Raw genomic sequence first — 21,708 nt, 5'->3', positions numbered from 1 at the left:
TTGCGAAAAAAGTTCATGTAAATGTCTGATTATAAAAGAGTAAGCTCAGTTTTATTTGTCTGCCTTGGCAATATCTGCCGGTCTCCCACGGCAGAAGCCGTGTTCCGTCATAAGGCTGCTGAAGCAGGTTTGGATGTGCGTATCGACTCTGCCGGTACGCATGGTTACCATATTGGCAAGTCACCTGATCAGCGTTCCCAGGCGGTTGGCGAAGAAAGAGGGTACAGTTTTGCCGGACTTCGCTGTCGACGGGTTGAGAGCAATGACTTTGATGAATTTGACCTGATTCTGGCGATGGATGAGAGCAACCTTGAGAATCTCAGAAAGATGGCCAGCCCAACCCACCATGACAAAATTCAGTTGTTTCTGACCTACGGTGAAACCGACGAACCTGAGGTGCCAGATCCGTACTACGGCGGACGACGGGGCTTCGACCTGGTGCTTGATTTAATTGAAGATGCCTCAGACGGGCTGATTTCTCATATTCAGAACAGCCGGTAGTCTGCACATGCCGTATCGCTGGTTGTTACCTGTGCTGGTTCTGGCCTGTCTGGCCAGCGCGGTGGCCATTACCGCGATGACCTTCGCGCCGGATAACAGTGCCCTAAACTGGCATATTTTCTGGAATCTGCACGCACCGCTGATACTGACCGCCGTGCTGGTGGGGGCCGTGTTGTGTGTCAGTGCCGGCAGTTTGCAGGTGGTACTCAGAAATCCGCTCGCTGACCCCGGTATTATCGGTATTACCTCGGGTGCCAGTCTGGTTGCCGCCACGCTGCTGCTAGTGCCGGGGGTCGCAGGCCGGCTTCCGGTCTATTACCTGTTGCCTCTGGGGTGTTTTACCGGCGCGCTGGTCTCCACCTTTGCGATTTATCGTATTGCGGCTCGTCTGCGCGGTGCGACCACCGCGGTGATCCTGGCTGGGATAGCTATTTCCACGCTTTCCGGGGCCATCATTGCCTGGCTTTACCTGTTCAGTGACGCGCAGTCGCTGAGAAACCTCACCTTCTGGCTGATGGGCAATCTTTACCAGGCAGACTGGACCATTTTGTTTGTCAGCGCACCGTTTATGCTTGCGAGCATCGCGGTGCAATTGCGTCAGGCCGGTAAACTGAACTGGCTGTATGGGGGCGATGTGACAGCAACCTCGGCCGGCGTCAATCCACAGCGGCTGACCATGACGGTGCTGGTTGCTGCTGCCATCGGTGTTGGCGCCGCCGTGGCTGTGGCCGGTGCGATTGCGTTTTTGGGTCTGCTGGTGCCTCATCTTTTGCGTCTCTGGCTGGGCTTTGATAACCGCCTTATTCTGCCGGCATCAGCATTAACCGGCGCACTGGTATTACTGCTGGTCGTACTCATCACGGAAGTCAGCGCCAGTATTACGCTGCCGGTATCGATGCTGACCGCTACCCTCGGCGGTCCGCTGTTGCTTGTCACGTTGTACCGCGGACAATGGCGATTATGATGCAGTTACGCGCCTCGGAACTCAGTAGTCGTCATCGGCTGAAACGCACCGAGATTAGTGTGGATGGTGGCGCACTGGTGCATATTCTTGGGGAGAACGGGGCCGGTAAGTCGACCCTGCTGTTATTACTTGCCGGTGTGCTTCCCGCAGATACCGGTGAAATATGGATAAATCAGCGAACGCCTGATGACTATGGTCTGTCCGGGCTGGCAGCGGTACGCAGTGTGATGGCGCAGCAAAACGCCGATACGTTTGCTGTACCCGTGCAGCAATACCTTTGCTTTTACTGTCCGGCTGACACGGTCATGCCAGACAGTGTGGCGGCGTGTCTGGATATTGCAGACCTGATGCAACGACCACTGACGCACCTGTCGGGCGGCGAGCGTCAGCGGGTTGAAATTGCCCGAACGCTGCTGCAGATCTGGCCTGCGCTGGAACAGGGGCAGGGACTGGTATGTCTTGATGAGCCCTTTTCCAGCCTCGATATTCGTCATCGCTATGCACTGGTGGTGTTACTGAAACAACTGGCCGCAACCGGCAACCTGGTGTTACTGACCTCCCATGACGTGACACTCAGTGCGAATTACAGTGACAGTGTATGGCTGATGAAGGGCGGGGAGGTCAGGTTTTCCGGTTGCCCGGACGAGGTGCTGACCAGCGAGAACCTGTCGCTGATTTATGGTTGTGATATGCGGGTCTCCCACCACCAGAACTTGAGGGAAATTCATGTTGTCGAGCCTGTCGGTAAAGGCAACATGTGATAAGGTGTCGTTTCTTCTTTCTCTGTTTTCTTTCTTCACAAGGAGCTCCTCTTGAACAACTGGCAGCCTGACAGCTGGCGCAATAAGCCCATTCTTCAACAACCGGTGTATGACGACCCCAAGCAGGTAAAACAGGTAGAGGACACACTGAGTAAATATCCGCCGCTGGTATTTGCCGAAGAAGCCCGTGAACTTCGCAGACAACTGGGGCAGGTCAGCCTGGGTAAAGGCTTTTTATTGCAGGGCGGAGATTGCGCCGAATCGTTTGATGAATTTAACGCGCCGAAAATTCGTGACACCTTTAAAGTATTGCTTCAGATGGCAATTGTTCTCACCTTTGCCGGTCGATGCCCGGTGACCAAAGTGGCGCGTATGGCGGGGCAGTACGCAAAACCGCGTTCGTCTGACACAGAAACCCGCGATGGCGTAACGTTACCGAGTTACCGCGGCGATATTGTCAACAGCTTTGAGTTTAATGAAGCGGCCCGCCGCCCCGATCCTAACCGGCTGCTGGAGGCCTATCATCGTAGCGCAGCGACCCTGAACCTGTTACGGGCGTTCGCCCAGGGCGGTCTGGCTGACCTGCACCAGGTGAACCGCTGGAACATGGCCTTCGTTGAGAACAATCCGCTTAAAGACCGTTATCAGGATATGGCACGTCGTATTCAGGACACCCTGGAGTTTATGGATGTGCTGGGGATTAATTCGTCCAACAATGCCACGTTGCATGAAACGTCGCTGTTTACATCGCACGAGGCCTTGCTGCTGAACTACGAGCAGGCGCTGACCCGTATCGATACCCTGACCGGAAAGCCGTATGACTGTTCGGCACACATGGTGTGGATTGGTGAACGCACCCGTCAGCTCGACCACGCACATATTGAATTTTTCCGGGGTATCCATAATCCGGTGGGTGTGAAAGTGGGACCGTCAATGCAGGAGGATGAACTTATCCGCCTGATCGACGCGCTGAACCCGGACAATGATCCGGGACGTCTGACGCTCATCACACGTATGGGGGCGGACAATCTGGCAGACAACCTGCCGCGGCTGTTGCGTCGGGTAAAAGCGGAAGGCCGGCATGTGGTGTGGAGTTCCGATCCGATGCATGGCAATACATTCAGCGCATCTAACGGGTATAAAACCCGGAATTTTGATGCGATCTTACGTGAAATCAAGCAGTTCTTCGCAGCGCATGAAGCCGAGGGCACGCACGCGGGCGGTATCCATCTGGAAATGACCGGCCAACATGTGACCGAATGTACCGGTGGTGCCTACAAAATCAGTGATGAGGATCTGGCACAGGCATATAAAACACAGTGCGATCCGCGTCTGAATGCGGACCAGGTACTGGAAATGGCGTTTCTGGTGGCAGATCACCTCAGAAACTAACCACGTAAGACGCGGGCGTCAGGCCAGGATCTGCGCCCGTTCTTCCTCGCTCAGAATGCCGGTAAAGATGGTTTCCCGTCTGAGGCTGGCGGTGCGGGTGTCGTTTGCCAGCAGCAGCGCCTTAAACGCAGCCGGTTCACCCGCCGCATCAAGGATCCCCTGCCACAACAGGTAACTACCATAGCGCATCAGTCCGCCTTCATAGCGCTGGGTGAGGGTGGTGCTGACCTGCTCAAGCAGGGTCGGATCATTAAGCACTTTATCGGCCATAATCTCGTGCAGTTTCAGAATACGTGCGTCCATCGCAGCGCGTGTCTGTTGTTTACGTCGGCTTACATTCATGGTGATTCAGTGGTCGGTAATCAGTGGGCTGACCACCGATTCCAGTCCGTTCAGTTTTATCTCATAGATCAGTGCCAGTTGCTGGCCCAGCTGATTATCCGGAAACCCGTTGGCATGGAACCAAACCAGATAGGGCTCAGGCAGGTGGATCAGCTTGCGCCCGGCGTATTTACCGAATGGCATCACGGTGTTGACCGCTTTTTTTACGACGTCGGGATTCATGCTTTGTCCTGTTGTTGTGACTGCCACAGGGCCGCGTACAGACCGTTACGCTGAAGCAGTTCATTGTGTGTGCCGGATTCTGCCACCTGACCATGTTGCAGCACAATAATGCGATCGGCGTCGACGATGGTAGACAAGCGGTGCGCAATGACCAGGCTGGTATGGTTCTTTGCGGCCTGTCTGAGCGCGCCCAGAATGTGTTGCTCAGCATGACTGTCAAGGGACGAGGTGGCTTCGTCAAAGATCATCAGCGGGGTATTTTTGAGCAGTGCCCGGGCAATAGCAACACGCTGCTTTTCGCCGCCTGAGAGTTTCAGCCCGCGCTCGCCGACCCGGCTCTCCAGTCCTTCAGGTAACGACGCCACAAAGTGGTCAAGGTGCGCCTGACGGACAACCTGACGGATCTCCTCGTCTGTTGCGTCAGGCCGGCCATAACGGATGTTTTCGTACAGCGTATCGTTAAACAGCACGGTGTCCTGCGGCACAATGCCAATGTGTTCACGCAGAGATTGCTGCGTTACGGCGTGTATGGGCTGCTCATCAATACGAATTTCGCCGCCGGTGACGTCATAAAAACGAAACAGCAGTTTGACTAACGTTGACTTGCCGGCACCGCTTTCGCCAACTATCGCGACTTTTTCGCCAGGCTCCACACAAAATGAAACTTCTTTCAGAATGGGGCGTTCGGGCGTGTAGGAGAAGCTGACACGATCAAATGTGATGCGTCCGTCAGACACCTTTAGTGTTGTAGCATCCGGTGCATCGGTTATTGCAGGCTTTTTGTCGAGCAGTGAAAACAGGTTGTCGATGTTTGCCAGCGCGCCACGTATCTCCCGATAGACGAAGCCCAGAAAATTCAGCGGCATGAAAATCTGCATCGTAAAGGCATTAATCAGGACAAAATCACCAATGGTCATGCTGCCGTCGGCGACGCCCATGGCTGCATTCGCCATCATGGCGGTCATTGCCGTCGCAATGATCAGGGCCTGTCCACCGTTTAAGGCAAACAGTGACAGCCTGTTTTGCCGGCGCGCCTCTTCCCAGTCGGCCAGTGCGACATCGTAGCGGTTGGCCTCAAACGTTTCGTTATTAAAGTATTTGACGGTCTCAAAGTTCAGCAGACTGTCGACCGCACGGGTATTGGTGGTACTGTCGGCTTCGTTCATCCGCGACACAAAGCGCGTTCGCCAGTCGGTGGCCTTCATGGAAAATGCGACATAACACACCACCGAAGAAAAAATGATGAGCGCGAACGACGGACCATATTGGGTTAACAGCAGCCCGGTCACCAGCAGAATTTCCAGCAGCGTAGGAACAATGTTGAACACCATAAAACGCATCAGAAAGCTGATGCCGGATGTGCCGCGCTCGATATCACGCGACAATCCGCCGGTTTGCCGATTGACGTGGAATGACAGGTCAAGCTGGTGCAGATGTCTGAACACGGTTAAGCCGAGACGTCGCATGGCGCGCTCGGTCACGCGGCCAAACAGGGTATCTCTGACCTCACCCAGTATGACGTTGAGCAGTCGCAGCACGCCGTAAGCTACTATCAGTGCCAGCGGCACTGACAATGCGACAGCTGCTGCGTTATCTGTATTCAGGGCATCTACGGTGTACTTCAGCACGTAAGGCAGGCCGATACTGGCCAGCTTAGCCGCTATCAGGCATACCAGTGCCAGCACGACACGATGTCTGAACTCAAGAAGATAGGGCCAGAGCTCGCCCAGTACCTGCCAGCGGACAGGCGCCGACGTATCAACCGGAAAACGGGATTTGCGCATACAAAGCCATTACTAAAATGTAAGAAAAATCAGACCTAATCGGTCTGTGTGTGTTTGGCGTAAAGAAGGTATTCTATGTGGGTGAGCGGTTACGGGCAAATGCTTGTCTGTCAGACAGAACGCCTTCCTCCTCAGCGCAGACTGTGGCAGGGTAATAGTTGGGAGAAACAGTGGAAAGCCGTGTGTTAACAGACAATATGGGCAGAACATTTCGCTATTTGAGGCTGTCGGTCACCGAGGTGTGCAACTTTCGTTGTCAGTATTGTCTGCCTGACGGCTATCAGGGAAAGCCCGAGACGGCATTTTTGTCGCTGGCAGAAATAGAGACACTGGTCAGTGCGTTTGCGGCACTTGGCACCACCAAAGTCAGGGTAACGGGAGGCGAACCGTCGCTGCGCCGTGACCTGCCGGAGATTCTGTCACGCATTCATCATACGGCGGGTATAGAACAGCTGGCGATAACTACCCACGGCGCACGTCTTGAAAAATATGCGCGGCAGTGGCAACAGGCCGGACTTGATCAGGTGAATGTGAGTATCGACAGCCTTGACCCCAGACAGTTTCACGCCATCACTGGCAAAGATTGTCTGTCAGCGGTATTGCGCGGGCTCGACGCAGCGCTGGACTGCGGTCTGACGGTAAAGGTAAACACGGTACTGATGGCCGGGTTTTCAGTATCGCAGCTTAAACCGTTTTTACACTGGTTGAAAAACACCCCGATCACATTACGTTTCATAGAATTAATGCAAACTGGCGATCACACGTTATTCTTTAATAAGAACAGGTTATCGGGAGAGCCGCTTAAACAATGGCTTGAACAGCAGGGGTGGCAGCAGGTTCAGCGACGCCGTGATGCAGGGCCTGCACTGGAATATGCACACCCTGACTACGTGGGAAGAATTGGCGTAATTTTGCCGTACGCCAGAGACTTCTGTCAGGGATGTAACCGGCTGCGGGTAGCCGCAAACGGAAAGCTGCATTTGTGTCTGTTCAGCGAAGAAGGTATTTCGTTGCGTCCACATCTGGCCAATGGCGATGTTGATGCTGTCATGACGCAACTGACGGAATTACTGGGAAAAAAGCAGGAAACCCATTCCCTGCATGAAGGAAAAACCGGCGCGACCCGACATCTTGCGATGCTGGGAGGATAGGAGAAGGAAGTGTGCAGATAGACGACACAGACCGTTTACAGTTTCATTTTATCGACGAGTCTGACGCAGAGTTTTTGTGGGAACTCGGGCAGGACGAAGCGGTGATGCAGTACATCAACGGCGGAAAGAAAACCACCCGGGAAGACGTTGAGTCGGTATTTCTGCCGCGACTGAAAGCGTTCAGTAATCCCTCACTGGGATGGGGACTGTGGCGTGTTGATCTAAAAGACACCGGGGAAAAAATGGGGTGGATACTGGTACGGCCGTTTGGCTTTTTCAGCGCGTCACCCGATCCGGATAATATCGAGCTGGGCTGGCGGTTTATGCGCGCCTACTGGGGCAATGGATATGCCGTAGAAGCCGTAAAGCAGGTGCAGGATGCGCTGATTGAACTGGGCGTGCAAAAATTTTCTGCCATCGCCGACCCGAAGAATACCCGCTCTGTGCGTGTCATGGAAAAGCTTGGCATGCAGTACAAAGGGACAGAGCGTTACACCGATGAGCTTTACGATGGCGATGTCGTAGTGTACGAGCAGGTCCTGCATCATTTCTCGCGCTAACCGCGCAGGTGTTACACAGAAAGATCTTTCAGTACGCTTTTGACACGCTGATAACGACGTTCCTGCTCATCTGTCAGACGGGATGACTCAATGGTCTGCATACAGCGGTGAATCGTCGGCTGAATGGTATTGTCATCCTGACGTTCGTCGCGCCAGCGGATTGCGGTTGCCTGTAAGAGATTAAGCGCAATAGCCGGATTTTTGGGCATAACACGAAATGCCTGACGGAACGTTTTCAGTGATTTACTCATATCACCATGATTGTATTCGTACACCGCTGAGTTGTTGAGCGCTTTGGGACTCAGCATGATCTCGGTTTTCTCAGACTTTTGCTGGCGCACGTAATGGGCAAACAGGTCACCCGGTGCGGTCTCTGTAGAGCAGCGTTTCTCCAGTAAATCGAGAATTTTCAGTGAGTGATCACGCAAACCTACCTCATGAAACGCTTTGGCTTTATCAAGCAGCGCTTCGGCACTTTCCGTTTCCCAGGTCTCATCACTCAACTGTGACAACAGTTCGCGTGCATTGTCAGTTTCATCCTTGAGGTAAAGGATGCGCGCATCAATGACTTTCATCTGCTCGTCGACATCCGCTTTCGGGAAAGAGGACTTCATCTGACGAAGGTAGTCGTTGGTTTGTTTTATCAGCTTGTTGGTTTGTGTTTCATCCGCGGTCATGGCGAAGTCGACCCCGGCTCTTGCCACATTCAGATAATTTTCCGGCTTATCGTGAATGGAGTTCTTGGCATACTTCACAATTTTCTTGGCGGTTTCGAACTGCGCCTCGTAATCATGTGTCAGGCGGGATAAGTCGAACGCCTTGCGATGGCGATGCAGGTTGCGTGGCGACAGCTCGCTGGCGGTAATCACACATTCCAGTGCGTCATCGAATTCCTGGTGTTTAATCTGCAGGGCACTTAACAAATCGTAGGCCGCCAGCATTGAGTCCGGTTTCAGGGCCAGCTGCAGTATCAGCTTTTCGGCTTCTTCATCTTCATTTAACTGGATATAGCATTTCACCAGCCCTAACTGGGCCCAGGTAAAATTCTGAACGTTAATGATGGCTTCATAGAATTCTTTTGCCTGACTGACGTAGCGATTTGACAGCAGTAACTCGCCTTTGGTTTTTAGCGCCAACGGAAACAGTTCGGCGTTCGCCGGTTCGGTAAGAAACGCATCCAGTGCATTGAGTGCAAGGTCTGGCTGGTGGCGCTCCATGTGCTCATAAACCGGAGCAAGAGCCCGTTTACGATGCAATACCCGCGACAACCGCTTATCGAGTTCGCGAACGGTAAACGGCTTGGCAAGAAACTCGTCAGGCTGAAGCTCGACAATGGCGTGGACAATATCCGCTGTCGTATCGGCGCTGATAAAAACGAATGCAGTGCTGACGGGCAAAATATGTTGCGAACGGATCTGGTCGTAGAAGAAGTAACCTTCCTGTTCCTGCTTGAGGTCGTAGGCGCAGATGATTAAGTCGTACTTTTGCCGACGCATAGCGGAAATAGCAAGGTTGGCTTTATCGACATACTCGATATCCTGAAACCCAAGTTCTTCCAGGGAATACTTCAGATAACCTTTGGCGAGCACCTGATCGTCCACAATCAGTACCCGCATCTGCCTTGCAAGCTTAATATTCATTGCTCGTCCCAACTTCAACTACACCTTTAAGCGTAGTCGATAGTAGTAGTACTTTGCCAGTAATGGATATTATCGGCGTCGAAAGTAAAAAGATTACTTTTTATGCAATGACAGGTCAAAGGAAATAAACACTGTGGAAGTGGTGGACGCTACTGGGCTTGAACCAGTGACCCCCGCCTTGTAAGGGCGGTGCTCTCCCAACTGAGCTAAGCGTCCATATTTTTGCAACAAGCCTGAGTGGAGTGGTGGATGTTACTGTGGTTCGCTACGAAGTAGTCGCTACGAAGTGTTGAACCAGTGACCCCCGCCAATACTCAAAAAGAGTGGTGGACGCTACTGTGGCTCGCAACGAAGTTGTTGAACCAGTATCCCCCGCCAATACTCAAAAAGAGTGGTGGACGCTACTGTGGCTCGCAACGAAGTTGTTGAACCAGTGACCCCCGCCAATACTCAAAAAGAGTGGTGGACGCTACTGGGCTTGAACCAGTGACCCCCGCCTTGTAAGGGCGGTGCTCTCCCAACTGAGCTAAGCGTCCGGCTTGTTTGGTCTGACAATCTGCGTCTCTTTGCGTGCTGAAAAGAGTGGTGGACGCTACTGGGCTTGAACCAGTGACCCCCGCCTTGTAAGGGCGGTGCTCTCCCAACTGAGCTAAGCGTCCGATTGTCATCTGCCTCATGGGCAAGTGGGGCGGTATTATAGAGTCGACGATGGCACTGTCAATAATAAAATCGCATGAAAAAGTGCGTTTGCCCGAAAAGTAGCCACAACAAAGTTCCACAATTCCGGCTGAGGTCGCCGATAGGCGCTTTTGCCTGTTCGTAATGGCTGGTAGAATGCGCGCATTTATTTATTAGCCTGATTCAGACAAGAGAGAATTATGTCGGTTATTACCAGATTTGCCCCAAGCCCTACCGGATACCTTCATGTAGGTGGTGCAAGAACAGCTTTATATTCATGGTTACTGGCCAAGCGCAACGGCGGTCAGTTCGTACTTCGTATTGAGGACACGGATATTGAGCGTTCAACCGAAGAAGCCAAGCAGGCTATTCTGGATGGAATGACGTGGCTGGGTCTGACCTGGGATACCGGCCCGATTTATCAGACACAGCGTTTTGATCGTTATCGCGAACTTATTCAGAAGCTGCTGGATGAGGGCAAAGCCTATAAATGTTTCATGCCTTCAGAAGAACTGGATCGCATTCGCGAAGAGCAAAAAGCGAAGGGCGAGAAACCCCGCTATCCCGGCACATGGCGCGACCGCACCGACCACCCTGAAGGTCAGCCATTTGTAATCCGGTTTAAAAATCCGCAGGAAGGCAGTGTCGTGTTTGACGACAATATCCGCGGTCGTATCGAATTTAAAAACTCGGAACTGGACGACCTGGTCATTGCCCGTTCTGACGGTACGCCGACCTACAACTTCTGTGTGGTGGTGGACGACTGGGATATGGGTATTACCCACGTGGTTCGTGGTGAGGACCATATCAACAATACGCCGCGTCAGATTAATATTCTGAAAGCGCTGGGTGCGCCAGTGCCTGAATATGCCCATGTGTCCATGATCCTGGGTGACGACGGTAAAAAATTGTCGAAACGCCACGGTGCAGTCAGTGTGATGCAGTATCGCGATGACGGTTTCTTACCGCAGGCGTTGATGAACTATCTGGTTCGTCTGGGCTGGTCGCATGGTGATCAGGAAATTTTCTCTGTTGAAGAGATGATTAATCTGTTCTCACTGGATGCGATTGGCCTGTCGGCCTCGGCATTCAATACCGAGAAGCTTATCTGGTTAAACCAGCACTACATTAAAACGTTACCGGCAGACGAAGTGGCAGAGCACGCAAAATGGCATTTTGAACAACTTGGGGTGTCACTGGAAAACGGCCCGTCACTGGCTTCGGTTATTAGTATTCAGGCCGACAGGGTAAAAACGCTGAAAGAGCTGGCTGAAATCAGTACCTATTTCTATCAGGATTTTGACGCGTTTGACGAGAAAGCGGCGAAAAAGCACCTGCGTCCCGTGGCAAAAGAACCGCTCATGGTTGTGCGTGAAAAGCTGATGGCACTGACCGACTGGAACCCGGAAACGATCCAGGCGGCCATTAACGAAACGGCCGAATCCCTGGATGTGGGAATGGGCAAAGTCGGTATGCCACTTCGGGTTGCAGTAACCGGAAGTGGTAACTCGCCTTCGTTAGATATCACTCTGAATTTGCTACCAAAAGAGAAAGTTGGCGAGAGAATCGACAATGCGATTACTTTTATAGCAAACAGAGAAAATTCATAAAAAAAGCGTTGACATGGCAGGGGGGTGTACCTAAAATGCGCCCCGCTGTCACGGAACAGTCACAAATTGACGCAGTGACGGGGCCATAGCTCAGCTGGGAGAGCGCTTGCATGGCATGCAAGAGGTCGGCGGTTCGATCCCGCCTGGCTCCACCAAATTTCAGTTTCATGCAGTAGCGTGAAGCAGGCCGGGAAAGTTCATCAGTGAAATTTCCCTGACAAAATTTTATCGTCGCAGCGCGACGATGATAAGAAATTTTGTCCCCTTCGTCTAGAGGCCTAGGACACCGCCCTTTCACGGCGGTAACAGGGGTTCGAATCCCCTAGGGGACGCCATATTCCGGTGTCACAGTCCGTAACTGTGAAATAGGCTTGGGAACGTAGTTCCCGGCAGAAGTTCTGAACAGTCGTAAACATACGCGTTTCAGAAATTTCACGAAGCGAAGCTTCGTCGAAAAATTTCTGTCCCCTTCGTCTAGAGGCCTAGGACACCGCCCTTTCACGGCGGTAACAGGGGTTCGAATCCCCTAGGGGACGCCATATCAAAAAACCAGCCATCCGGCTGGTTTTTTCGTTTCTGACTTCAGTTTCTTCACATTTAAAACAAACAGGCTTTTCTTAAACAACATATTCCGTCAGCCGGATAACCCCGTAGCAACACATCGCTGGCCGGTGTTCTCTCTCGTACATCCGTCAATCCTCAACTAATCTTTATACAGAGTCCGCCAGTTGCGCCGTGCGCCGACAAGCAGCCTTTCGTGGCTGTGGTCCGGGTGATAGCATAGCGCCGTTATCACAGAACAAGAAAAAGGAGAGGTGAGTTGGATCATTATCCTATTGGTACGCCAGGTCAGCCCTGGGGCGATGAAGAAAAAGCGCAGTGGCTGGCAAATCAGTCGGTTAAACGCAGTTATAAAGAACAGGTGCTGGATAAGCTGGCAACCCTGCCGTCAGGCTTTGTGCGCCAGCAATACGGTGCATTGCCTTATGATCAGGACCGTTATCCGCTGTATGCGGTGATGCCGGAACGGTTTGATCCGGCGCTGCCCAACGTGCTGGTAACCGGTGGTGTGCATGGCTACGAAACCAGCGGTGTGCAGGGCGCGCTGAAGTTTATCCATACGCGCCTGAGTGATTACGCGGCGGACTTTAATATTATTGTGGTCCCGTGCGTAAGTCCCTGGGGCTATGAAACCATTAACCGTTGGGATCCGCTTGCCATCGATCCAAATCGTTCATTTTATGCTGATTCACCAGCGCCGGAGTCTGCACAACTGTTCGACTTTGTGCACAGTCTGAAGCTGGATTTTGTTATGCATATCGACCTGCATGAAACCACTGATACCGATAACAGTGAGTTCCGTCCTGCGCTGGCGGCACGTGACGGTGTCACCCATGATGTCTGGAGCATTCCCGACGGTTTTTATCTGGTGGCCAACGAAAGCAATCCGCAGCTGGACTTTCAACAGGCTGTTATTCGCGCTGTAAAAGCCGTCACCCATATCGCGCCGGCGGATGAGCAGGGCAAAATCATTGGTGCTGACGTGGTCTCAGAGGGCGTGATTTGCTACGACAAAAAAGCCCTGTTTTTGTGTGGTGGTCTGACCGACGCTACCTATGTCACAACAACAGAAGTGTACCCTGACAGCCCGAACGCAACAGATGCCATTTGTAATGACGCACAGGTTGCGGCCATCGAGGGTGGCCTGCAGTTTATTCTGACAGAACGATAAATAGATATCTGGACGCTTGAACGTTTAGACGTCTAAATGTATTATCAGGCCTCCTTAATCAGAAGGAGGCCTGGTAATGCCTGTCTATTCGGCGCTGGTTTTTGACGGCAAGCGCCAGCATGTCATACAAAAAGAATGTCCCTCCGAAACGCAGTTCATTGCGGAACTTGACGTGGAATTAGGTGTACATGTCTGCTTGTGGCTAAAAGAGATGCCGCAGGATGACCGTACCCCATTCGCCGACAGTGCCTGACATTCTGTGTGCGAAAGCATGTCAGCATGTGTCGCAAACTGGTATACTCGCGCGCCTGAAATTTCGTCACACCCAGTACAACGCCGAGTTTACGTTTTATGAAAATCATGCTGGCCCCGATGGAGGGCGTCGTCGACAGTCTGATGCGGGATATGCTTACCCGGATAGGTGGCTTTGATCGCTGCGTAACCGAGTTCGTCAGGGTGGTCGATCAGCGTTTACCCAAGCGCACGTTCTATCGTCTTTGTCCGGAGCTGATGACGGGCGGCAAAACCCACTCGGGCGTACCGGTCCGGGTACAGTTGCTGGGACAGCACCCACAATGGCTGGCTGAAAATGCCAATCTGGCTGTTGAGCTGGGATCGCCCGGCATTGATCTGAACTTTGGCTGTCCGGCGAAAACCGTCAATAAAAGCAAAGGTGGCGCGGTGTTGCTGAAAGAGCCAGACACCCTGTATGCCATTGTTTCTGCGGTACGTGATGCGGTTGATGCCACTCAGCCGGTCAGCGCAAAAATCCGGCTTGGCTATGATGATCCCAGCCTGGCGATTGAAAATGCCCAGGCGATTGAAGCTGCTGGTGCCTCTGAACTGGTGGTGCACGCCAGAACCAAGCGGGATGGTTACCGGCCTCCGGCCTACTGGGACTGGATAGCCCGCATTCGTGAGCATACCAGCCTGCCCGTGATTTCAAATGGTGAAATTTGGTCCGCCGCCGACGCACAGCGGTGTCGCGAGGAGTCAGGCTGTGACGATTTAATGATAGGCCGTGGCGCTCTGGCCATGCCCAATCTGGCACAAACCATCTGTGCAGGGCATGCGCCTATGCCGTGGGCAGAAGTGGCCGACTGGCTCATTCGTTACAGCGGCTATGAAATCACCGGTGACAAAGGACGGTATTTTCCCAACCGGATTAAACAGTGGTGCGGCTACCTGAAACGTCAGTACACCGAGGCGGATGTGCTGTTTAACGATATTCGCCGTCTTAATGACTCAGCGCAGATAGTCGATGTGCTGTATCGTCATTCCTCGCAAAGGCAGGCAGGTTGATCCCAAAGGGGATTGTTCCTCGTTTACATTTGTAGTTTGTTACATACTGGAACCAGAGTTAGCACTCTACGGTCCCGCGTAGCAACTAATATACGCAATAACAATAATCATTATTAAACGGGGAAACCATGAAAACGTTCAGCACACGATTGCCGTTGCTGTTATCTGGTTTGTTGTGTGCACTGGCCCTGACCGGGTGTGGTGCAGATGACAAAAAAGCAGAGCAGTCGGCAAAAGTCAGTATCGATCCAAACCCATATCCCAGTACTTACACACCTATCGACGGGCAGCCAACGCTGATCACCAATGTGACCATTCTTGATGGCGTTGGAAACCGCATCGAAAACGGCATGATTTATTTTGCGGACGGCAAAGTGGTTGATGTCGGCGAGAACCTGTCGGTGGGCGATGATGTCATCGTAATCGACGGTGAAGGCAAATGGGTCACACCGGGTATCATTGATAATCACAGCCACTTAGGCGTGTATCCTTCACCTTCAACCCGTTCACACTCAGACGGCAATGAAGCCACCAAGCCGGTTACCGCTGAAGTCTGGGCAGAGCACTCTGTCTGGCCTCAGGATCCGGGCTTTGGCCGTGCCCTGGCCGGCGGTGTGACAACACTGCAAATTCTGCCGGGTTCTGCCAATCTGTTCGGCGGTCGCTCAGTGGTGCTGAAAAACGTGCCCGATCGCACCATGCAGGCCATGAAATTTCCTGATGCGCCTTACGGTCTGAAAATGGCCTGTGGTGAAAACCCGAAGCGGGTTTACGGTGGCAAAGGCGGTCCGTCAACCAACATGGGGAACGTCGCCGGTTACCGTCAGGCGTGGTCTGACGCTCAGGATTATATCCGTCAGTGGGAACGCTATGAAGCCGATTACAAGGCGGGTAAAAATCCGAAGCCACCTAAGCGTGATCTGCGAATGGAAACGCTGGCCGGTGTCCTGAAAGGCGATATTCGCATTCACATGCACTGCTACCGCGCGGATGAAATGACGGTAATGATGGATGTGATGAAAGAGTTTAACTACCAGATTGGTACGTTCCATCATGCCGTTGAGTCTTACAAAATCACTGACAAGCTGAAAGAAAATAATGTTTGTTCAGCCATGTGGGCCGACTGGTGGGGCTTTAAAATGGAAGCCTACGACGGGATCCGTGAAAACATTCCTGCCGTCCATGCGGCGGGAGCCTGCGCCATTGTGCACTCTGACAGTGACCTGGGGATCCAGCGCCTGAATCAGGAAGCGGCAAAAGCCTGGTCTGACGGTAAACGTGCGGGAATTGACATTCCTATGGAAGAGGCCTGGATCTGGCTGTCAGCGAATCCGGCGAAGTCACTGGGTATTTTTGATAAAACCGGTTCGCTGGAAAAAGGTAAAAATGCCGATCTGGTGTTGTGGAATGGCAACCCGTTCTCAACCTACACCAAAGCCGAAAAGGTCTATATTGACGGAGGTCTGGCCTATGACCTCAATGACCCGTCAACATGGCCTGTCAGTGACTTTGAAATCGGACAGGTTGGAGAAGGAGACGTAAAATGAAAACCTTACTCGCAATAACGCTGGCAGGGCTGTTCTCAGCAACTGCACTGGCGGACAATTTCGCTATTACCGGTGGCAAGGTCATTACCCTGTCTGATGCCGGCACGCTGGATAACGCGACGGTGCTGATCAAAGACGGCAAAATTGAAGGTGTTGTGACCGGTGACACTGTGCCGGCTGGTTACGAGCAGATTGATGCCACTGGCAAAATCGTTACGCCAGGCCTGGTCGGCGCGTATACCTCGCTGGGTCTGGTTGAGGTATCGTTGTCTGCGGGCGTGGTTGACGCCTCAGTGAAAGCAACGCCAATCACACAAACCGGCGCTGCACTGGATGTCAGCTATGCGGTCAACCCGGACTCCAGTCTGATGGGGATCACGCGACTGGAAGGGATGACGTCAGCAGCCACCACGATTACCCGTTCGGACTTCCTGTTCAACGGTCAGGGTGCGGTAATCAGCCTTGATGGTGATGCGCCGGTGCTCAAGCCCCGTGCGTTTATGTCGGTGAATGTCAGTGCCGATGGCAGTGAGCATACCGGCGGTTCCCGTGCCGCATTATGGGTGACGCTGGAAAAAGTACTGGACGAGGCCGCTAACGCCAGCAGTTCGGTCAGTCCGACAACACCGTGGCACGGCCTGAATACCGTGGCCGACACTCAGGCCCTGAAAAAGGTGCTGCGTGGTGATATGCCGCTGCTGATGACTGCCGACAGGGCCGCTGATATTCGTCAGGTTATTGCCTTTAAACAACGCCATCCGGCGATTGGGGTGGTGCTGGTGCATGGTGTGGAAGCGTGGCGCGTAGCAGACGAGCTGGCCGCTAACGATATTCCGGTCATCATTGACCCCGAATACAACCTGCCGGGCAACTTTGATCAGCTCGGTGCCACCCTGGCCAATGCAGCCCGCCTGCATGCCGCTGGCGTTAAAGTTGCGATTGGTATGGATACCCACAATATCCGCCTGGCGACCCAGCATGCCGGCAACGCTGTAGCCTTTGGTCTTCCTCATGAGGCCGGTATTGCCGCGCTGACCAGCGTGCCAGCCGACATCATGGGGCTCGACACGCAGGTTGGCCGTCTTGCTCCGGGCTACCGCGGTGACGTGGTTATCTGGAGTGGTGATCCGCTGGAAGTAACGGAAGTGGCTGAACAGGTGTTTATCAACGGTGAGCCGGTAGAAATGGAATCGCGTCAGACGCGACTCAGAGACCGTTATCTGACGCTTGAGAAAGCAGCGTTTGATGAGCCGTCGCAATATGTCAGGCCGTAACGCCTGAACAAAAAAAGCAGAGCGTTTGCTCTGCTTTTTTTATGCGTAGGTGTCTACGGTGCCACCGACCCTGGCGTTGGGATCCGGTGCTGGTGGTGCCGACTGCACCGAGGTATCTGCCGTGACATTACTGCCAGAGGGATACCGGCTTTCGGGTGACGACAACTGCGCACTTTGCTGTGCTGGTGCGGGTTCAATTGCTGAAGACACCGGTGACGACGTTGCTGATGATACGTCCATTTGCCCTCCTTACATTCGTTAAGGTGTGGTTACAGTGTATAAAAATTATACGAAATTGCAATGTCAGATTCGCCCAGTGCTGCCTGTGACGGCAACAGCAACGGGGTTAACTGGTCATACATAAATGCAACAATGCGGGGTTGTGCCTGGGCATTGGGGTGTATGCCGTCGCGCTGCATAAGAGCAGGCTCCAGGGCAATATCCTGCATAAAAAAGGGCACTAATGTGACGTCCGTTTCACTGGCTACTTTTTCATAACTGCCGGTGAACATCTCGGTATAGCGCCTGCCATAGTTGGTTGGAATTGCCATGTCCTGCAGCAGGGGCGTTGCGCCGCTGTCACGCACCAGGTCAATCATGGCCTTAAGATTGTTCTGCAGTTTACTGACCGGGTGACCCTGAAGCCCGTCATTCCCGCCTAATTCAATCAGCACGTGCGTTGGCTGATGTTGTTCAAGTAAGCGCGGCAGCCTCGCCAGTCCGCCGTCGGTGGTTTCACCACTTATCGCAGCATTTATGACGTCAATCGGAAGCTGCTCGTCCTGCCAGCGTGAATGTAACAGACTGACCCATCCCTCACTGGCTTTTAGTCCGTAGGCTGCGCTCAGGCTGTCACCCAGTACCAACAGGGTGACTTTGGAAGAAGACGTTGCCTGAGCCTGATCTGAATAGCTCTGTAACGGGAATAAAAGTAAGGTATAACACAGGGCAATCAACCACCTGCCACGCAGAAAATGAAACACGACAGTAACGACTCCTTTATGATTAGAACACAACAGATAACCAAAACCGTAAGTACGAGTGAAGGCGAACTCCAGATCCTTCAGCCGATCTCCTTCGAAGTCAAGGCCGGTGAGTCCGTTGCCATTGTCGGCGCGTCAGGCTCCGGTAAATCGACGCTGCTGAGCCTGCTGGCGGGTCTTGACCAGGTGTCTTCCGGCGAGATTTATCTGGATGAGGCGCCATTACACCAGATGGACGAAGAGGCAAGGGCGCGGCTGCGCGGCGAAAAAGTCGGTTTTATCTTTCAGAGCTTCATGCTGGTGCAAAGTCTGACGGCACTGGAAAACGTCATGCTGCCGGCAGAAATTGCCGGCCGGAAAGATGCCAAAGCCCGCGCGAAGAAGATCCTCGATGATGTCGGTCTTGGCCATCGCGCGCATCATTACCCCAACCAGTTATCGGGTGGGGAGCAACAGCGTGTTGCTATCGCCCGCGCCTTTATTGGCGAGCCTAAACTGCTATTTGCCGACGAGCCTACCGGTAACCTTGACGAAGCAAACAGCGAAAAAATTGAACACTTGCTGTTTAACATGAATAAAGAGCTTGGCACGACACTGGTGCTGGTGACGCACGACAATGCGCTGGCGCAACAGTGTGATCGTCAGCTGATCATGCAGGGCGGCCAGTTGTCCGAAGCGGGAAAGGACGACGCCAGTCTGGCTCGGGAGGCAGGCTAAATGACCTCAACGTTTAACCTGGCCTGGCGGCTGTTCCGTCACGAAGCGAGGCGCGGTGAGCTGACCATCATTCTGCTGGCGATTGTGTTGTCGGTCGCCGCCGTGCTGTCATTATCGCTGTTCAGTGAACGTCTGCAGGATGCGCTGACCGAGCGCTCGGCAGCCTTCATTGCTGCCGACACCCAACTGCGCTCGGATAAACCCATCGCCGAAGACTGGCTGCAGCTGGCGCGGGACTACAATTTGCAAACCGCCCGGCAGGTCAGCACCCGCTCGATGGTGTTTGGTGGCGATGAGATGTCGCTGGTCGACTTGCGGGCAGTGAATAACGCCTATCCGCTGAAAGGCGAGGTGCTGGTTGCCGACAAGCCGTTTGGTGTCTCGCGGCCGGCCGACGGTCTGCCTGGACAGGGTGAAGTGTGGATGGATTCCCGGCTGTTTCAGACGCTGAAGGTCGGGGTCGGGGAGTCAATTGACATCGGTGATGCAACCTTCACCGTCAGCCGGGTACTGGGTGAAATTCCTGATGCTGGCTTTAGCGTGTTTTCTGCCGATCCGATTGTCCTGATGAACCTGAATGACCTGGCTGCGACCAATGTGACCGGGCCGGGCAGCCGGGCCCGTTATGTCGCCTATTTTACCGGTGACGCGTCAGATCTAGAGGCCTATTATGAGGCGCTGGAGCCTCAGCTCAACGATGAAATTCATAACTGGCGTGCGGTTGCCGATGATGACTCTGCCATTGGGCGCTCTGTTGCCCGCGCGGAGCGTTATTTTCTGCTGGCCAGTCTGCTGGCGATTATTCTCGCTGCGGTCTCTATCGCAGTGGCGGCACAGCGCTACAGTCAGCGTCATTTCGACCCGGTGGCCATTATGAAAACCCTCGGCGCCACCCGGTCGATGATCCAGCGTGTGTACGTGCTACAGGTGGTCTTTATTACCCTGCTGGGCATTGTGATTGGTGTGGTGTTTGGCCTGCTCATACAGCAGGTGGTGGTGTGGGCGCTGGCCGATCGTATCGATGTCAGCCTTGGCGTCTGGCACCTGCGACCGCTACTTATCGCGGTATTTACCGGTGCGCTGTGTGCCTCATTGTTTTCGTTGTACCCATTGATGCGACTTTTCTCGGTGCCGCCATTGCGGGTGCTGCGCCGTGATCTGTCGTCGAATCTGAGTTCCCGCTCGCTGCAGTTTGGTGCGGCCGGCAGTGCAGTATTCCTGCTCATGTGGCTGTACAGTCAGGATGTTACCATCAGTGCTATTTTGTTTGCCTCCGGAGCGGTGCTGGTGGCGGGCCTGCTGGCAGTGACCTTTGGCCTGATTGCTCTGGGACGCAGATTGGGTCAGGGCAGCATGGGCGCATGGCAACTCGCCTGGGCCCGCATCCGTCGGCGCGCGATGGATAACAGCATTCAGCTTATCAGTTTCTCGGTCACGATTATGCTGCTGCTGATTGTGCTGGTCATGCGCAATGACATGGTAGCGCAGTGGCGGGCGCAGCTGCCTGAGGGCACGCCGAACTATTTTCTGATCAATATTACCGAGCAGCAACGTCCTCAACTGGAAGACCATTTCGCCAGTGGCGGCGTCACCGTCGAGCAGTTTTATCCGGTGGTACGCGGACGGTTTGCCGCAGTGAATGACGAGAAAATTCGCACCGATGTAACCAAGGAAGAAGAGGGCAGTGAACAGGAAGGTCGTCGTGGGCTGGGACGCGAAGCGAACCTGACATGGAGCAACAGGCTGCAGAAAGAAAATAAGGTGGTAGCCGGTGAATGGCACGGAGACGCGAAGCCCGCTCTGGATGCCGGGGTATATCCTGTGTCAGTTGAGTCTGAAGTGGCTGACCGGCTCGACATTGCACTGGGGGATAAACTGACCTTCAATATTGGCAGTGAAATTGTTCAGACCCAGGTGACCAGTTTACGGGAAGTGAACTGGCAGACCATGCAGCCTAACTTTTTCTTTGTGATTGACCCGGCCGCCATGGCGGCATTTACGCCTACTTACATCACCAGCTTTTACCTGCCTACCGAGCGAAAGGCTGAGCTGACCGCGCTGATGCAGCCGTTTGCCTCTGTCACAATGTTTGACGTTGACGCGCGCATCAACCAGTTACGGGGTATCGTCGACCAGGTCTCGGTCGCAGTGGAATTCATTCTGGTACTGGTACTGGCTGCGGGATCACTGGTGCTGATAGCCCAGGTTCAGGCGAGCATGGACGAGCGCCTTCAGGAGCTGGCCATTCTGCGCACACTGGGTGCGCGTGGCAGCCTGATCCGTGCCAGTGTGGTACTGGAGTTTATTATTATTGGTGTTGTCGCCGGTATCATGGCTGCGCTTGCGAATGAATTCAGTCTGTATCTGCTTCAGACGCAGGTGTTCCAGATGGATGCCAGCCTGCACGCCATCTACTGGCTGATTGCTCCGCTGACCGGTGCAGTGGTTGTGGGTGTGCTGGGGGCTATTGGCTGCTGGCGCTTGTTGCGTCTGAACACCTCACAGTTGCTGCGCAACATGGTGTAGCGTGTTTTGATAAAAACTAAAA

The 21,708-nt window shown here is 53.5% G+C and carries 20 protein-coding genes and 6 tRNA genes; 17 read left to right on the top strand and 9 right to left on the bottom strand.

What is annotated here, in order from left to right; all coding sequences use genetic code 11:
* Positions 1–21 precede the first annotated feature (21 nt).
* The 4 genes from AB1N33_RS13765 to AB1N33_RS13750 are packed head-to-tail and all read left to right on the top strand — an operon-like array spanning position 22 to position 3,618.
* A complete protein-coding gene (locus AB1N33_RS13765) occupies positions 22–501 on the top strand; it encodes a low molecular weight protein-tyrosine-phosphatase (RefSeq protein WP_411272138.1) in 480 nt (159 codons plus the stop codon).
* 7 nt (positions 502–508) lie between these two features.
* Positions 509–1,465 carry a FecCD family ABC transporter permease gene (locus AB1N33_RS13760; RefSeq protein ID WP_411272137.1) on the top strand — a complete coding sequence of 319 codons (957 nt, stop codon included), beginning with the start codon at positions 509–511 and terminating at the stop codon, positions 1,463–1,465.
* Complete coding sequence (locus AB1N33_RS13755) at positions 1,462–2,226, top strand: ATP-binding cassette domain-containing protein (protein ID WP_411272136.1); 765 nt, start codon at positions 1,462–1,464, stop codon at positions 2,224–2,226. Before AB1N33_RS13760 ends, AB1N33_RS13755 begins: the two co-directional genes overlap by 4 nt.
* Before the next feature lie 51 nt (positions 2,227–2,277).
* Positions 2,278–3,618 (top strand): class II 3-deoxy-7-phosphoheptulonate synthase, encoded by a 1,341-nt coding sequence (locus tag AB1N33_RS13750; protein WP_411272135.1) that lies wholly within the window; start codon positions 2,278–2,280, stop codon positions 3,616–3,618.
* An 18-nt stretch (positions 3,619–3,636) separates the two neighbouring features.
* On the opposite strand, the gene AB1N33_RS13745 is transcribed toward AB1N33_RS13750, so the two are convergent.
* The 3 genes from AB1N33_RS13745 to AB1N33_RS13735 are packed head-to-tail and all read right to left on the bottom strand — an operon-like array spanning position 3,637 to position 5,966.
* A complete protein-coding gene (locus tag AB1N33_RS13745; protein ID WP_411272134.1) occupies positions 3,637–3,960 on the bottom strand; it encodes a hypothetical protein in 324 nt (107 codons plus the stop codon).
* A 6-nt stretch (positions 3,961–3,966) separates the two neighbouring features.
* Positions 3,967–4,182: a DUF3820 family protein gene (locus tag AB1N33_RS13740; protein WP_411272133.1), complete on the bottom strand. Its 216-nt coding sequence runs from the start codon at positions 4,180–4,182 to the stop codon at positions 3,967–3,969.
* Positions 4,179–5,966: an ABCB family ABC transporter ATP-binding protein/permease gene (locus tag AB1N33_RS13735; protein WP_411272132.1), complete on the bottom strand. Its 1,788-nt coding sequence runs from the start codon at positions 5,964–5,966 to the stop codon at positions 4,179–4,181. Before AB1N33_RS13735 ends, AB1N33_RS13740 begins: the two co-directional genes overlap by 4 nt.
* 182 nt (positions 5,967–6,148) lie before the next feature.
* Between AB1N33_RS13735 and moaA the strand changes: the two genes are divergently transcribed.
* Both moaA and AB1N33_RS13725 read left to right on the top strand, forming a co-directional pair.
* Positions 6,149–7,117, top strand: a complete 969-nt coding sequence (gene moaA / locus AB1N33_RS13730) for a GTP 3',8-cyclase MoaA (protein ID WP_411272131.1) — start codon at positions 6,149–6,151, stop codon at positions 7,115–7,117.
* An 11-nt stretch (positions 7,118–7,128) separates the two neighbouring features.
* Complete coding sequence (locus AB1N33_RS13725; RefSeq protein WP_411272130.1) at positions 7,129–7,677, top strand: GNAT family N-acetyltransferase; 549 nt, start codon at positions 7,129–7,131, stop codon at positions 7,675–7,677.
* Between the two features lie 11 nt (positions 7,678–7,688).
* Here the strand turns inward: AB1N33_RS13725 and AB1N33_RS13720 are convergent, their stop codons facing one another.
* The 4 genes from AB1N33_RS13720 to AB1N33_RS13705 all read right to left on the bottom strand — a co-directional run bounded on the left by AB1N33_RS13720 (position 7,689) and on the right by AB1N33_RS13705 (position 9,976).
* On the bottom strand, positions 7,689–9,317 hold the full coding sequence (locus tag AB1N33_RS13720; protein ID WP_411272129.1) for a response regulator: 1,629 nt from the start codon (positions 9,315–9,317) through the stop codon (positions 7,689–7,691).
* A gap of 140 nt (positions 9,318–9,457) precedes the next feature.
* Positions 9,458–9,533 (bottom strand) — tRNA-Val (locus AB1N33_RS13715).
* Positions 9,534–9,777: 244 nt separating this feature from the next.
* Positions 9,778–9,853, bottom strand: a tRNA-Val gene (locus AB1N33_RS13710).
* A gap of 47 nt (positions 9,854–9,900) precedes the next feature.
* Positions 9,901–9,976: transfer RNA gene (locus tag AB1N33_RS13705), tRNA-Val, on the bottom strand.
* 219 nt (positions 9,977–10,195) lie between these two features.
* Between AB1N33_RS13705 and gltX the strand changes: the two genes are divergently transcribed.
* From gltX to AB1N33_RS13660, 9 genes are all read left to right on the top strand, one after another.
* Entirely contained in the window at positions 10,196–11,605 is a 1,410-nt protein-coding gene (gene gltX / locus AB1N33_RS13700; protein WP_411272128.1) for a glutamate--tRNA ligase, read from the top strand.
* Positions 11,606–11,684: 79 nt separating this feature from the next.
* Positions 11,685–11,760 (top strand) — tRNA-Ala (locus AB1N33_RS13695).
* Between the two features lie 104 nt (positions 11,761–11,864).
* Positions 11,865–11,940: transfer RNA gene (locus AB1N33_RS13690), tRNA-Glu, on the top strand.
* A 128-nt stretch (positions 11,941–12,068) separates the two neighbouring features.
* Positions 12,069–12,144 (top strand) — tRNA-Glu (locus tag AB1N33_RS13685).
* Between the two features lie 281 nt (positions 12,145–12,425).
* Positions 12,426–13,337, top strand: a complete 912-nt coding sequence (locus tag AB1N33_RS13680) for a M14 family metallopeptidase (RefSeq protein ID WP_411272127.1) — start codon at positions 12,426–12,428, stop codon at positions 13,335–13,337.
* A 76-nt stretch (positions 13,338–13,413) separates the two neighbouring features.
* The gene (locus tag AB1N33_RS13675; protein WP_411272126.1) at positions 13,414–13,590 is read left to right on the top strand and encodes a hypothetical protein; all 177 of its coding nucleotides are present in this window, start codon (positions 13,414–13,416) and stop codon (positions 13,588–13,590) included.
* A gap of 98 nt (positions 13,591–13,688) precedes the next feature.
* Positions 13,689–14,639, top strand: coding sequence for a tRNA-dihydrouridine synthase (locus tag AB1N33_RS13670; RefSeq protein WP_411272125.1), 951 nt, complete (start codon positions 13,689–13,691; stop codon positions 14,637–14,639).
* 128 nt (positions 14,640–14,767) lie between these two features.
* Positions 14,768–16,186 (top strand): amidohydrolase, encoded by a 1,419-nt coding sequence (locus AB1N33_RS13665; RefSeq protein WP_411272124.1) that lies wholly within the window; start codon positions 14,768–14,770, stop codon positions 16,184–16,186.
* The gene (locus tag AB1N33_RS13660; protein ID WP_411272123.1) at positions 16,183–17,460 is read left to right on the top strand and encodes an amidohydrolase family protein; all 1,278 of its coding nucleotides are present in this window, start codon (positions 16,183–16,185) and stop codon (positions 17,458–17,460) included. The genes AB1N33_RS13665 and AB1N33_RS13660 overlap by 4 nt, the downstream gene beginning before the upstream one ends.
* A gap of 39 nt (positions 17,461–17,499) precedes the next feature.
* Here AB1N33_RS13660 and AB1N33_RS13655 read toward each other — a convergent pair whose 3' ends face one another.
* Positions 17,500–17,700, bottom strand: a complete 201-nt coding sequence (locus AB1N33_RS13655; protein WP_411272122.1) for a hypothetical protein — start codon at positions 17,698–17,700, stop codon at positions 17,500–17,502.
* Between the two features lie 29 nt (positions 17,701–17,729).
* Positions 17,730–18,443 carry an arylesterase gene (locus AB1N33_RS13650; RefSeq protein WP_411272121.1) on the bottom strand — a complete coding sequence of 238 codons (714 nt, stop codon included), beginning with the start codon at positions 18,441–18,443 and terminating at the stop codon, positions 17,730–17,732.
* A gap of 18 nt (positions 18,444–18,461) precedes the next feature.
* Here AB1N33_RS13650 and AB1N33_RS13645 point away from each other — a divergent pair, with 18 nt between their 5' ends.
* Positions 18,462–19,160, top strand: a complete 699-nt coding sequence (locus AB1N33_RS13645; RefSeq protein WP_411272120.1) for an ABC transporter ATP-binding protein — start codon at positions 18,462–18,464, stop codon at positions 19,158–19,160.
* Positions 19,161–21,686 carry an ABC transporter permease gene (locus AB1N33_RS13640; protein ID WP_411272119.1) on the top strand — a complete coding sequence of 842 codons (2,526 nt, stop codon included), beginning with the start codon at positions 19,161–19,163 and terminating at the stop codon, positions 21,684–21,686.
* Positions 21,687–21,708: the final 22 nt, after the last annotated feature.

Source organism: Alteromonas nitratireducens, assembly GCF_040812025.1.
GTDB lineage: Bacteria > Pseudomonadota > Gammaproteobacteria > Enterobacterales > Alteromonadaceae > Alteromonas > Alteromonas nitratireducens.
The sequence above is the reverse complement of the archived record's forward strand: the minus strand, read 5'-3'. Positions and strand labels throughout refer to the sequence as shown.